This is a genomic window from Nostoc sp. DSM 114159, assembly GCF_053470285.1.
This window is the reverse complement of record NZ_JBPFEH010000001.1, coordinates 7,870,132-7,883,606: the sequence shown is the minus strand read 5'-3', so window position 1 is coordinate 7,883,606 and position 13,475 is coordinate 7,870,132. Positions and strand designations below refer to the sequence as shown.

At 42.3% G+C, this 13,475-nt stretch carries 9 protein-coding genes; 4 read left to right on the top strand and 5 right to left on the bottom strand.

What is annotated here, in order from left to right; genetic code table 11:
- Window positions 1-136: 136 nt before the first annotated feature.
- Complete coding sequence (locus ACR5KR_RS33180) at window positions 137-712, bottom strand: TIGR04376 family protein (protein WP_448269577.1); 576 nt, start codon at window positions 710-712, stop codon at window positions 137-139.
- Between the two features lie 149 nt (window positions 713-861).
- Here ACR5KR_RS33180 and ACR5KR_RS33175 point away from each other — a divergent pair, with 149 nt between their 5' ends.
- Window positions 862-2,367, top strand: a complete 1,506-nt coding sequence (locus ACR5KR_RS33175; protein ID WP_448269575.1) for a DUF3131 domain-containing protein — start codon at window positions 862-864, stop codon at window positions 2,365-2,367.
- Between the two features lie 494 nt (window positions 2,368-2,861).
- Here the strand turns inward: ACR5KR_RS33175 and ACR5KR_RS33170 are convergent, their stop codons facing one another.
- Window positions 2,862-5,315, bottom strand: a complete 2,454-nt coding sequence (locus ACR5KR_RS33170) for an ATP-dependent Clp protease ATP-binding subunit (protein ID WP_448269574.1) — start codon at window positions 5,313-5,315, stop codon at window positions 2,862-2,864.
- A gap of 362 nt (window positions 5,316-5,677) precedes the next feature.
- On the opposite strand from ACR5KR_RS33170, the gene ACR5KR_RS33165 reads away from it, so the two are divergent.
- The gene (locus ACR5KR_RS33165; RefSeq protein WP_448269572.1) at window positions 5,678-5,974 is read left to right on the top strand and encodes a DUF3288 family protein; all 297 of its coding nucleotides are present in this window, start codon (window positions 5,678-5,680) and stop codon (window positions 5,972-5,974) included.
- Between the two features lie 193 nt (window positions 5,975-6,167).
- Here ACR5KR_RS33165 and ypfJ read toward each other — a convergent pair whose 3' ends face one another.
- The gene (ypfJ, locus tag ACR5KR_RS33160; RefSeq protein ID WP_448269570.1) at window positions 6,168-7,025 is read right to left on the bottom strand and encodes a KPN_02809 family neutral zinc metallopeptidase; all 858 of its coding nucleotides are present in this window, start codon (window positions 7,023-7,025) and stop codon (window positions 6,168-6,170) included.
- Window positions 7,026-7,729: 704 nt separating this feature from the next.
- Between ypfJ and ACR5KR_RS33155 the strand changes: the two genes are divergently transcribed.
- Window positions 7,730-8,692, top strand: a complete 963-nt coding sequence (locus tag ACR5KR_RS33155; RefSeq protein WP_448269568.1) for a hypothetical protein — start codon at window positions 7,730-7,732, stop codon at window positions 8,690-8,692.
- A gap of 404 nt (window positions 8,693-9,096) precedes the next feature.
- Here ACR5KR_RS33155 and ACR5KR_RS33150 read toward each other — a convergent pair whose 3' ends face one another.
- Both ACR5KR_RS33150 and ACR5KR_RS33145 read right to left on the bottom strand, forming a co-directional pair.
- Complete coding sequence (locus tag ACR5KR_RS33150) at window positions 9,097-10,608, bottom strand: MlaD family protein (protein WP_448269566.1); 1,512 nt, start codon at window positions 10,606-10,608, stop codon at window positions 9,097-9,099.
- A 115-nt stretch (window positions 10,609-10,723) separates the two neighbouring features.
- Complete coding sequence (locus tag ACR5KR_RS33145) at window positions 10,724-11,506, bottom strand: ABC transporter ATP-binding protein (protein WP_445629411.1); 783 nt, start codon at window positions 11,504-11,506, stop codon at window positions 10,724-10,726.
- A 690-nt stretch (window positions 11,507-12,196) separates the two neighbouring features.
- Between ACR5KR_RS33145 and ACR5KR_RS33140 the strand changes: the two genes are divergently transcribed.
- Window positions 12,197-13,255, top strand: coding sequence for a threonine aldolase family protein (locus ACR5KR_RS33140; RefSeq protein ID WP_448269564.1), 1,059 nt, complete (start codon window positions 12,197-12,199; stop codon window positions 13,253-13,255).
- Window positions 13,256-13,475 lie beyond the last annotated feature (220 nt).

The window sequence follows — 13,475 nt, the reverse complement described above, 5'->3', positions numbered from 1 at the left end:
TGCTATTTCGGCGAACTCATTTGCTATTTCGGCGAACTCATTTGCTATTTCGGCGAACGCATTTGCTATTTCGGAGTACGCATTTGCTATTTCGGCGAACTCATTTGTTATTTCGGCGTATTTTAGCCAATACGCGCTACTTCTTCATATTCCGCTTCATTTGCTCTAACTCATCCTGAGTTTCCCAGCTACGGAACTTTTCTTCTAAGTCATCAAAACTACTAGAAAAATTGCTAGTTTGATTCGACCAGCCAATGGTTTCCGAACGCTGCTGAGTTTGCGCTTTCGCACGGGCTGTTTGTGCTTCGGCGGCTTTAGCTTGCACTTCCTGTCGCCGTTGCTGAATTTTTTTCAGTAATTCCTGAGATTGGTTAATGCGTTCTTTCAGCCCTTGCATGTGTCCCCAGCGCTGATTTCCTTCGCGCAACAGAGCTGCTTCTCGCTCAAGAGCCGCAGCCGCCAAATCCTCTCTATTGGCGTTTTTGGCTTTTTGAATGCGGATATGCCAACGCTGAATTTCTTGCGCGGTGGAGAGAATTTCTTCTTGCGATCGCTTCTCTTGTAATTTTAAATCTGCGATTAGCCTTAATGTGTCTTCTTCTTGCTCACGCAGCTGTTCTAGCAGCGCCTCTAACTCCAAATGTGGATTGTTACGCAAGAATTCTTCTAAACGGTTTTCTAGAAACCGACTCAAATCATCAAATAAGCCCACTGCTAGAACTCCAGAGATCGGGTGCGTGACTATTTTATTGTAGTAGTCTGGTGGACTTCTGGGTGTTAGTTAGATTTGAAAGTTGGGAAGAATGTATTTGGTGAAACTACGCAAATAACTTTAACTTACAACATAAGGCTTTAATCAGTATGAGTTCTGACTTTCAACCACCACCTAAGAGCTTATCCATACTAGCTACTGTAGGAGGAGTCGTTACCGCTGCGATCGCGATCGCACTTTTAAATGGTTGGTCTAAGCAACTTTCCAATACTTCTATAAAAAAAGCTGAAATATCAACATCCCCAATTGCTTTACAACCAGAGAAACCCCAACCCCCTGTCTTTGGTGTCAAAGATGCTGAAACAGTTGCCAGCCTTGATGCTCAATCCGTAGTTTTGCCAGGTCAACCCATTCCTAAGAATCAATTAACAGTAGCCATAATTCCATACGTTGCTCCTGGAGTTGGAAAACTGACCCCAGAAGAAATGACAACGGCACGTATTGCTTGGTCATACTTCCAACGCAACTGGAACGATGAAACCGGCTTGATCAATTCTGTTGATGGCTTTGCCTCCATAAGTATGTGGGATCAGACAGCAGCGATCGCCGCTTTAGTCAGTGCTAGAGAACTCAACATCGTGCCTGCGGCTGAATTTGAAGCCAAAATGAGCAAAATGTTGAATACACTGGCGTCAATGCCTTTATATAAAGGAGAACTACCCAACAAAGTTTACAATGCGAAAACTCTCGTACCTGTTAATTATGGTCAACTAGATAAACAGGAAGAAATTGGCTGGTCAGCCATCGATTTAGGAAGAATGGCAATCTGGCTGAAGATTGTCGAGGCAAAGTATCCAGAAATGCGACTAGAAACAGCAGCAGTTTGGAAACACTGGCAAGTCAAGCGTCTGACCGCAAACGGTCAAATGTTTGGTACTGCTGTCATCAAAGGCAAAGAACAATACAATCAAGAAGGTCGCTTGGGCTATGAGAATTATGCTGCTTATGGTTTGAAGCTTTGGGGTTTGAATGTTAATAAAGCTTTAGATTATCAGTCCAATACTGCCTTTGTCGATCTTTATGGACAAGGAATTCCTTACGACAAACGGGACTATAAAAACTCTGGAGCCAATAATTACGTTCTTAGCGAACCCTATATCTTAGATGGTATTGAAACTGGGTTTCAAGCTTTGCCTAAAGCTTATGCCGATCGGATTTTAGCTGCCCAAGCCGCGCGTTATGAAGCCACAAAACAATTAACCGCCGTCACCGAAGACAACTTAGATCGCGCGCCATACTTTGTTTACAGCAGCCTATTTGTCAACGGAGAACCTTGGGCAACCATCGCGGATACCAGAGAACAGCACAACAATTTGCGATTCCTCAGTGCCAAAGCTGCGATCGGCTGGCATGTGCTTTATAACACTGCTTATACTAGTCAGTTATTTGATTTCGTTCAAGGCAATCTGAAGTCTCAAGAAGGCTGGTACAACGGCTTTTATGAGTCTATGCGTCAGCCGAATAAAACTCTCACCGCTAACAATAATGGTGTAATTATGGAAAGCTTACTGTATAAGCAAGTTGGGCAGCCACTTACTGTTTGGGCAGGAGTCAGGAGCCATAAATCAACGGAGAAAACTATAAAAAGACCGTAATACCATTTTGGATTTTAGATTTTAGACTTCGGCTCCTTTCGACTTCGCGGTAGTTGAATCTCGACTTCGCTCGATTACCGCGCAGTCGAAACTCAAGGCAAGTCGCTCAGTCGTCAGTGACCTCCTGCTCTCTGCCCCCCTGCCTACACCAAGATCGGATATTTTTTTAACGTGAGTTCGACGAGTGCGATTTTGACCTCTCCCCCAGCCCCTCTCCTACTAGGAGAGGGGAGCAAAAACCCTCCTTACTCGTTACTCCTCCCTCTCCTTTTAGGCGAGAGAGGCTGTCCGGGAGAGGTCTGTCGAACTCACGTTTTTTTAGTTGGAAGTCCCTTATAAATCGCATAAAAAAACCCCTAGCATTTCTACTAGGGGTGAGAAATAATACCATTTCACTTGATGTTTGTCTGAGATGACCCTGTTTATGCCTCTGCTCTACGCAAGAGGCTGGACTGTTTCTCAAATATTACAGTAAAAAGCGATCGGGTATAAAATTAGCCAACATTTGCCAAGAGCAATTCTCGTTTTTCTGATTTTCGTACTCTCACTTGAGAGTCATCATCAACATCAATCAGGGCTGTGTCTCCATCTGTAATTTCACCAGACAGCATTGCTTCGGCGAGAGAATCTTCTAAGAGGCGCATAATTGCCCGACGTAATGGCCTAGCACCGTAGCTGGGGTTATAACCTTCTTGTACCACAAGCTCTTTGAAGCGATCGCTAACTTCTAGGATAATTCCCTTTTCTGTCAAGCGGCTAGCAACATCGCGAAGCATAATTTCGGCGATTTGCTTAACTTCATCTTTGGAAAGCTGGGTGAAGACGATAATCTCATCAAGACGGTTAAGGAACTCAGGACGGAAGTAAGCTTTCAATTCTTCATTTACCAAGGTGCGAATCCGGTTATAACTAGCGTCGGCTTGAGTGTCGAAGTCAAAGCCTAAGCCACTACCGCCTTTTTCAATCACCTTAGAACCGATGTTAGAAGTCAAAATGATCAGCGTATTCTTGAAGTCCACTTTCCGACCTTTGGCATCGGTAAGATGACCGTCATCCAAGAGTTGCAGCAGCATATTGAATACATCTGGGTGTGCTTTTTCGATTTCGTCGAATAGCAGCACTGTGTAAGGTTTCCGCCGCACGGCTTCTGTAAGTTGTCCGCCTTCGTCGTATCCGACATAACCGGGAGGCGAACCAATGAGCTTGGCGACGGTGTGGCTTTCCATGTATTCGGACATATCTAGCCGAATCATCGAGTCTTCAGCGCCGAAGAAGTAGGCAGCTAGTGCTTTTGCTAATTCTGTTTTACCAACTCCAGTAGGCCCAGAGAAGATAAAGCTAGCAATCGGACGATTGGGATTTTTCAAGCCAACGCGGGCGCGACGGATACCGCGAGCTACAGCTGTGACTGCTTGCTCTTGTCCGATGAGCCGCTGATGTAGAGTGTCTTCTAGATGTAAAAGCAACTCTGACTCAGATTCAGTGAGTTTATTAACTGGTACGCCAGTCCAAGAGGCAACGATTTGGGCGATGTCTTCTTCGTCAACTACAGTTGAGTTGACAGGTTGCTCGTTTGATGTATACGTTGCTTGCAGTTGTTCTGCGAGTTTTAACTCTTGGTCGCGCAGTTGTGTCGCTTTGTCAAAATCTTGGACTCTGACTGCTGCTTCTTTTTCTTTGGTGACACCAGCGAGTTCGCGCTTGAGTTCTTTATTGGGAGAACTTTGGGAGTTCCGCAAACGAACGCGAGAACCAGCTTCATCAATCAAGTCTATTGCCTTATCTGGCAAGAAGCGATCGCTAATATAGCGGTCTGATAATTCTGCGGCGGCTACAAGTGCTGAATCCAAAATTGTGACTTTGTGGTGCTGTTCGTAAGCACCGCGCAAGCCGTAGAGAATTTGTACGGTTTCCTCTACCGATGGTTCTCCAACCTGAATCGGTTGGAAACGACGCTCTAGGGCGGCATCGCGCTCAATATGCTTCCGATACTCATCGAGGGTAGTTGCGCCGATGCACTGGAGTTCACCTCGTGCTAAGGCAGGTTTGAGGATGTTGGCTGCATCCAAGCCACCTTCTGTACCACCAGCGCCAACCAAGGTGTGAATTTCGTCAATCACTAAGATGATATTGCCGACAGTGCGGACTTCTTCCACAACTTTTTTGATGCGTTCTTCAAAATCGCCACGGAAGCGAGTTCCAGCTACCAATGACCCCATATCGAGGCTGATAACTTGCTTGTCTTGCAAACTTTCGGGAACATCTTGGTTGATAATCCGGTGAGCTAGACCTTCGGCGATCGCAGTTTTACCAACTCCTGGTTCTCCAATCAACACCGGGTTATTCTTGGTGCGGCGACCGAGAATTTGGATCGCCCGCTCAATTTCTTTCTGGCGACCAACTACAGGGTCGAGTTTGCCTTCTTGGGCTAATTTGGTCAAATTTCTGCCAAACTCTTCCATTGTTAGCGGTTGGGTGCGCTTTTGACTACCACTACCAGCAAAAGCTGGTGCATTATCACCCAAACGGCGAACTATCGCACTGCGGACACTTTTAAAGTCAACCCCTAGATTTTGCAGTACTTTGGCGGCAACACCTTCACCCGCCTCGGTTAATCCTAAGAGTAAGTGTTCAGTGTTAATGTAATTCTGTCCCAAACTATGAGCTTCTTTAAACGATTGCTCGAAGAGGCTTTTTACTTTAGGAGTAAAAGGAATTTCTGGTGGTACAAAGCCAGAACCCCTACCAATAATTTTTTCTACCTCGCGACGTGCATCTTTGAGGGTAACGCCTAATTCGGCCAGCACTTTAGCAGCAACCCCAGTTCCTTCTCCCATTAAACCCAGGAGAATTTGTTCAGTTCCTACAAAATTGTGTCCCAGGCGACGTGCTTCCTCCTGAGCTAGCATAATTACTCTAATGGCTTCGGAAGTGAAGTGTTCAAACATAATGGGTTCTTGCTTCCTCGCTGCTTGGACTTTGGGTGAGATAAAATTCACCCTCATCTAAAGTTTTTTGTATTTTCTTAAGGACTAATGTAACTTTATTTAAAGTTAAGTGGCAGTGGTGAGAGCCGTAAGACATCAGGTGTACTTGCCGTCTAATGTGAGTTGGGAGTGATGAGTTAAGAGTTAAGAGTTATGATTAAGTAAGGAGTTATCAATTTTACAATTACCTTTTGCGTGCAGAAGATTATTTTCTTTTGCCTTTTTTGCTCCTCTGCTCTCGGCTAAACTTAAAAACCAAGACTCATCACTCTTGACTTATAACTTTTAACTCCTAACTCCTAACTTGTAACTCAGGACTGACAATGACTGAAGCAACGGCCGGGAAAGACCAACAACATCCACTTTATAACCGCGATCGCCCCCTTATTGATATTTTACTCGCTCAACAGGCAACAGACTATAACTTAGCAGAATTGGCTAGGCTGCGAATGCGCTATCAAGGGTTTCCAGGCGCGAGAGACATTCAAAAAGACCTAGATAAAGTCTTGCAACAGTGGGGTTTGACCGAAGCCGAGCTTTTTGATAAAACTCGTCAAATTCACGATTTGGGTGGAATTTACAAAAGCCGTGGCAAGAAAGACGAACAGGATTGGAATTAGTTATGGGGCATTGGGCGTTAGGAGTGCTGTTAGCGGAAGCGGGGCGTTTAGCCCGTGCTGAGTTAGGAGTTAAGAGTTAGGAGTTTTGTTTATCTCCTTGTCTCCTCACTCCCTCACTCCCTCACTCCCTGCCCCTCTGCTCCTCTGCTCCCCTGCCTTCAAAGCGATGGAATATTTTTGTAATTGGAAGTCCCTAAGAATTTGTCCTGGCAAAAGTATTACATTTTTGAGGATCGCCCGTTTGGATACCTTGTTTAAACCAACGAACCCTTTGGGCTGAACTACCATGTGTAAAAGATTCTGGCACAGCATAACCTTTAGCTTGTTTTTGCAAGCGGTCATCTCCAATACTGCTAGCTGCATTCAATGCTTCTTCAATATCACCTGTTTCCAGAATTTGCCGTGAGCGTTGAGCATGATTTGCCCAAACGCCTGCAAAACAGTCTGCTTGTAATTCTAATCGCACAGAAAGCTGATTTGCTTGTGTCTGACTCGCTTGGTTCTGCAAACCTCTAACTTGCTGCGAAATCCCCAGTAAATTTTGGACATGATGCCCAATTTCATGAGCAATCACGTATGCTTGAGCAAAATCTCCAGGTGCCTGATATCGGGTCTTCAAATCGCGGTAAAAACTCAAGTCAATATACACTTTTCGATCGCGCGGACAATAAAACGACCCAACTGCTGAACGTGCAAATCCACAAGCAGACTCTACCGCTCCTGAGTAAAGAACTAACTTTGGTTCTACATAACTTTTTCCATCTTGCCGAAACAAGTCACTCCATGTATCTTCTGTATCAGCCAGTACAACAGATACAAAATCCGGCATTCGATCTTGAGTTTGAGATCCTGTTGTTTGAGGTGACTCAGCGATCGGGCTATCATTTGGTGGGGAATCTTCTTGCCAAAGGGCACTAGGATCGCCACCCAATAGTAAAACCAATAGCGATATAAGTGCTACTCCTACGCCCCCACCCACGACAGGAGCGGAAATCTTCATCCCACGCCGATCTTCAACATTTGTACTCCGACGACCTATTTGCCAACGCATAATTACTGCTTACCAAACTCATAAAAAAATATGGCTTGAATTAGGTAGGATGAAATCTACACAAGCCTTTTAGCTATACAAACAAATATTACTTTTTGTATATATCGATCTCTTCTGCCTACGGACAAACTATAAATAGAGGACACTCAGCCTTTAGGAAGGTTTTGTTAAATAGGTTGCCCATCATATCACACAAAATTCCCGGACTCCTTATAGAGAAAACCACAGTCAAGACAAAAGCGAAATTTACAAAGACTTAGTTTGCATCCCATGAGCAAGCTCTGAGAATTTGGGATATTAACACAGGGGAATGTCATTATGTCTGCGTTGGACATACATATGTAGTTGAGGCTGTCCCGTGTCACTCAATACGGTTCGGTTAAAGGGGAAAGGGGAAAGGTTTTGAATACATCCTTTCCCCAGACCACACTCGATTGTGAAAAATGCTTATCCGAACCGTATTAGCGTGTCACTCACTAATAATAATTCCGCATCAGTTAAGGGTCTTTCCGTCTTGGTGTATTCATTTTTTGACTTGCACCGTTGAGAATGTTATTGCCTACCTTATGAGCAAGGAATGTATTTTATGACTATTTTATTACTAAGGATAGTTTTGAGTTGAACCAACTCGTATTTAAGATAACAAGTACTGAAGAATCAACTTTGTCAGTGATTAATCTTTCCCCTGCGACCAAGGAGTAATTATGGTTTTAAGTCAATATCAACGTGCTGTAGGCGTATTTACTCATCGGATAGATGCAGAGCAGGCAATACATGAGTTGAGAGCTTCTGGCTTGGCAATGGAGAAAGTATCTATACTTGTACAAAATTCAGATCGCAATCATGAGATTGCCGATCGTAAAGTTAAAGAGGACACTGGTGATAAAGCTGACGAAGGTGCAACAGTAGGAGGGCTTTCAGGAGGCGCTGTTGGTGGGTTAACTGGTTTATTAGTGGGTCTTGGGACTTTAGCAATCCCTGGAATTGGTCCAATAATGCTGGCTGGAGCGGCAGCAACTGCTTTGGTTACAACCCTTGTTGGTGCAAGTATTGGTGCTGCCACTGGGACTTTTGCTGGTGCATTAGTTGGTTGGGGAATGTCATCAGAGCAAGCTAGAGCATATAACGAGCGAGTAGAAGAGGGACACTATTTAATAATCGTGGATTGTACATCTTTTGAAATTGCTAAAGTACAAGAAATACTACAACGTTGGGGTATTGAAGAGTTTGGTATTTACGAGCATCTCAACAGTGAATATGAAACTACAAATTCTCTGACCACAACGACTTCTACTACTGCAATTCCTAATAAAAGTGGGATGATGTCTAAGTATAGTGTTAGTTGCTTTAATAGCATAGATAATGCTGAAGCAGCAATTAAGGATATGTGTATCGCAGGTTTTTCAGTAAACCAGATTTCCTTAATTTGCAAAGACTTTTCTCAATTGGTTGTGCCAACAGGCATTAATTTAAGTGAACGCTTTGACGCTATGAGGTTAGGAATAGCAGATGAGTGGGCACGCTTTTATAATGAGCAAATAGAGCAAGGCAATTACATACTTATCGTTAGTGGCACAGAGCGCGAGCAAGATATAGCTAGGTCTATTCTGGGCAATTATGGGGTTCAAGAGTCTCAAATTTATGACCCAATGTTAATTCGCTCTTAAAAACGGCTGCTGTCATTAATGGGAGCAAACTTATTTGAGTTTTGGAAGAAGCAGAACTCAGAATTTAGAATTCAGGAGTAAAACACAATACAGTCCAGAATGAGCAACAAAACCCAGATGTAGAGACGCGATTTATCATCCAGATGTAGAGACGCGATTTATCGCGTCTTGAAAGACCAATTATCTACACCAATAACCTTTAACCCAAGCATATTGGAGTAAAATACGCTTTATATCTGGGTAACAGACTTAGCTTGTGTAGCTCACTAACTTTAAATCTGCTGTATCAATAAGCAATAGGTTTTGCAAGCTGAAAACTCTACTATGAAAATAATCGACACCTTTCAACGTTATAGCAAGTGGTGTCGATTGGCTTCAATACATTCACCTGATAGTAAAATATTTTACTTAAAATTCTCAACATTTCTGCTATGCTCAGGGTCAGCAGTGAGCGTAGCCGAAGGGTCAAGCTGTATTGCCTCTTTCTGTGTCTCCAGTTGCTCCCGTTGCTTGCCGTACTCCCGCAGCTGCTTCAAAAGGTTTTCTTGGGATGAGTTCGGGATAGACGGACTAGGAGTTGGTTGAAGGTCGGTATCGGTACTTGCAAAATTAGCCGCTGAAGGATTATTTTTGTAGATTGGTAGCGACTTGTCATTAATCGCCTGTTGGGTTGGTGCTGGGGTAGGAATTAGATTGTTTGGTTTGCTGACAGCAGCTTTTACCGAATCTAGAGTAGTGGCAACTTGCACTTGTTGCTGCATCTGTTGTGTAGAAGATACTAAACCACTTAAACCATTTACCAATTGCCGCAGATTTTTACGGAAATTAGGATCGCCTGTCAATTCATCTAAATCAGATGTAATTTTTTGGGTATTTTCAAAGGTTACTCGTGCTGAATCTAAAGTTTGTTGCAGCAACACCGCATTCTTTGGATCGTTTAAGCTTTTAGAAGCATCGCGTAAATTAGCTGAGGCTTGGGCTGCATTTGCTGAAAGCGCTTCTAAATTGTTGAGTAATTGTCCTTGAGTCAATCGATTGACTGATGGTGATAAGCTACTGACTGTAACACGCAATTGGTTGCTGGTTTCGGTGATATTATTCAACGCACCAACCAGCGTCGAACGATTTGTTGTCACCAAATTATCCAGGTTGTTCAGCAATCGATTTGCTTGAGTTGCAGTTGCACCAAATTTATTTACTGTTTGATTTGCAGATGCATTAAGTTGGTTTGTCGCCCGTTGCACTGAATTAGCCGTAGCGGAAAAGGTAGCAAGTTGTAGTTGTAAGCTTTTGGTCAAACCTTGTAAATCCTGACTTAGCTCAGTAAAACTGGATGCTGCACCTGTGGTAGTCTCTAGAACTCTATTGACATTTCGATAAAATTTTGGATCGTTGTATGCACCAGCTAGCTCAGTTGAACTGCGAATTAGTGCATCAACACTGATGCCAACCTGACCTTTTAACCGAGAGCCATTACAGACGATGAGGCTGGTATCACAATTTTTATCTAGGGGTTTAGCGATCGCAACCCCAGGAGGTAAGGTTGTTCTTGGTGTGATGTCAATAATACTTTCGCTAATTAATCCGCTTTGATTAGCTTCCACCACTACATTACGGGGGATAATTAAGTCAGTTTGGGCAATTTCAATCACTACATCGATGGCATTTGCCCCTGGTCGAACCTGAGAAATAGTTCCTACCTTAACGCCACGGTAGCGAACTGCTGCTCCCTTTTGCATTCCGCCAGCGTTGGCAAATTCTACAATAATTTTGTATGAACGGCCAGCAGCAGTGAATCTATTTAACCACAGAAAGAGTAATCCAAATACCCCTAGTCCTAGCAGGAGTAATAACCCCACAGAACCTTCTCTAAATGTTCGCCCAGACGCGAAGCGACTTGTCATAAGACCTCGCATTTTTTTGCCTCCACCAACAACCAATAACCAATTAGGAGTTAGGAATTAGGAGTTAGGAATTAGTAGTTAAATTTAACTCCTCACTCCTCACTCCTCACTCCTCACTTTTAAGTTTCTAGCCGGCGACTTTAATCGGGCCTTGAACACTTCCACTGATAAATTGTCTGATCAAGGGATGTTCGGTGTTGTATATTTCACTAACTGTACCTTGCCACTGCACTTTACCTTCATAGAGAAATATAAGTCTATCAGATGTACGGCGGATAGTGCTGTCTTGGTGGGTAACAACAGCATAAGTACTACAAACTCCATGTAAGCATTGCAAGTGGCGGATTAAATCTTCGATGACTGTCGAGGCAATGGGATCGAGTCCGGCAGTTGGTTCGTCGTATAGTAGAACTTCTGGCCCTTCATTGGGATTATCAGGGTTAGACATAATCGCACGGGCAAAACTTACCCGTTTGCGCATTCCCCCGGAAAGTTCGGCTGGGTAGAGGTCGCCTATTTCTGGCAAACCTACCATCTCCAATTTTTCGTTTACCAAATTTCGGATGCGCGATCGCGGCAGCTTTGAATTTTGATAAAGTAAAAATCCCACATTTTCCTCCACTGTCAGCGAATCAAATAGGGCCGCCTGCTGAAACACCATACCAATGCCAACCTGCTGGCCACCATCCTCAATCAAACCCTCTCGCCGCACTCCTTGCACATAAATTTCTCCTTCATCAGGACTAAGTAACCCCGCTATTACTCGTAAGATAGTTGATTTTCCCGTCCCTGATGGCCCAATAATACCCAGTGCTTCTCCCCGGTAAATGGTCAAGTCTACATTATCTAGAACTTTATGGCTACCAAAGGACTTAGAAACACCTTTCAGTTCAATCAATGGTTCAGTCATTAGTTATTTAGTTACTTGTACTGAGCTTGTCCTAAGCGTAGTCGAAGGGCGCAGCCGAAGTATTGGTCATCGATCGTTGGTCATTAGTCAGTAGAAAATAAACAAATGACTACTGAGAACTAACAAAGGACAAATATGCCCAATAATGATTTCATGGTGATTGGTAGGACATTGTATAGTGTATTATAAGTAGATAATTAGCATTCTGATTAGCAAACTTTATTTTTTTAGCATAATATTTAGTTATTGGCGATGTTTATCGTCTCCAAATATCCTCAATGCCAAACTGGCGAAGACACCGTAGTAATTAAACATCTCAGTGATGTAAAAATAAGATTCCAGTTTTCTGTACTGTAGACATCAGCAAAGTCATTTATACATTATTAATATCCCACTTAAGTTTATAACGATTCAGGTTGATAAAAAATAGAAAAGTCAGATTTAAGTTGTGAAAATCAAAAGGTTCAGAATTGCTACTTTTTATATAAGTCAAAAACCTTGTTTTTCATTAATTATTAACTATGGCTCTTAAAAAAACTAGCTTCCTGCTATCCAAAGTTATTCTAATTAGCATAATTATTAAATAATTGAAAAGGTTAATAGCATTACTCGTCAATGGATTTGGCAAAGCCCAAAATTATTTACTAGTATTGTAACAACTACCTACTGTTAAAAATCAAAGTAAAAATTATGAGTAGCCAATTAGAACAGTTTGCAAGTGATAATTCCTCTGGTATTTGTCCTGAAGCATTAGAATATATGATTAGGGCAAATCAAGGTAGTGTTCCAGCTTATGGAAATGATGAATGGACTCAAAAAGCAACAGATTATTTTCGGGAACTCTTTGAAATTGATTGTGAAGTATTTTTTACCTTTAACGGGACAGCCGCAAATTCTTTATCCTTAGCTGCTCTTTGCCAGTCATATCACAGCGTCATTTGCCATGAGACATCTCACATAGAAACAGATGAATGTGGCGCACCTGAATTTGCATCTAATGGCTCCAAACTGCTACTTGCTCACGGTAAGAATGGCAAATTAACATCACAGGCTATAGAGTCAATTGTCACCAAACGTACTGACATTCATTATCCAAAACCTAAAGTTATTAGTATTACACAATCAACTGAATTAGGAACTTTATATTCTATTGAAGAACTTTTAAGTATTAAAGAAGTTGCAAACAAATATAACTTAAAACTTCACATGGATGGCGCTCGTTTTGCCAATGCAGTTGCCGCTATGAATAAAAGCCCTGCTGAAATTACTTGGAAAACTGGGGTGGATGTATTGTGTTTTTGTGGTACCAAGAATGGAATGGCATTAGGTGAGGCCATTCTTTTCTTCAATAAAGCGCTAGCAGAAGATTTTGATTATCGATGCAAGCAAGCAGGCCAGCTAGCTTCAAAAATGCGGTTTATTTCGGCTCCTTGGTTGGGTTTATTAGAAACTGGTGCTTGGCTAAAAAATGCTAGACATGCTAATCAATGTGCTGAATATTTAGAAAATCAACTATTAAACATAGAAGGTGTTGACTTAATGTTTCCTAGAGAAGCCAACGCCGTATTTGTAAAATTACCTGAAGAAGTAATTCACAGCTTAAAAGCCAAGAACTGGCAGTTTTATACATTTATTGGTGTGGGAGGAGTACGTTTTATGTGTTCTTGGAACACTACTCAATCAAGGATTGATGAGTTGATTAGTGATATTAAAAATGCAACAAGAAATGGGGGAAAGGGGAAGGGTTAAAGGGGAAAGGGATAGAATTAATTTCCCTTTAGCCTTTAACCTTTCCGCCAATATGTTGCAAAATTTACTTTTGCAACATGTATTACAAGTAATCAAGGGTGAGATGATATTACTTATTGACAAAAATTAAATATGGAAAATCTCAAACAATAAAATAAATACAGTAACCTAAAATTCAATACTATTTCAGTTAAGGGTTATTGGTGTAGATTATTGGTTT

What these genes read in the sequence shown, in the direction of transcription:
- ACR5KR_RS33145 (WP_445629411.1), bottom strand. Translation starts at nt 11,506, where the DNA reads ATGACTGAACCATTGATTGAACTGAAAGGTGTTTCTAAGTCCTTTGGT.
- ypfJ (WP_448269570.1), bottom strand. Translation starts at nt 7,025, where the DNA reads ATGCGTTGGCAAATAGGTCGTCGGAGTACAAATGTTGAAGATCGGCGT.
- ACR5KR_RS33140 (WP_448269564.1), top strand. Translation starts at nt 12,197, where the DNA reads ATGAGTAGCCAATTAGAACAGTTTGCAAGTGATAATTCCTCTGGTATT.
- ACR5KR_RS33150 (WP_448269566.1), bottom strand. Translation starts at nt 10,608, where the DNA reads ATGCGAGGTCTTATGACAAGTCGCTTCGCGTCTGGGCGAACATTTAGA.
- ACR5KR_RS33175 (WP_448269575.1), top strand. Translation starts at nt 862, where the DNA reads ATGAGTTCTGACTTTCAACCACCACCTAAGAGCTTATCCATACTAGCT.
- ACR5KR_RS33170 (WP_448269574.1), bottom strand. Translation starts at nt 5,315, where the DNA reads ATGTTTGAACACTTCACTTCCGAAGCCATTAGAGTAATTATGCTAGCT.
- ACR5KR_RS33155 (WP_448269568.1), top strand. Translation starts at nt 7,730, where the DNA reads ATGGTTTTAAGTCAATATCAACGTGCTGTAGGCGTATTTACTCATCGG.
- ACR5KR_RS33165 (WP_448269572.1), top strand. Translation starts at nt 5,678, where the DNA reads ATGACTGAAGCAACGGCCGGGAAAGACCAACAACATCCACTTTATAAC.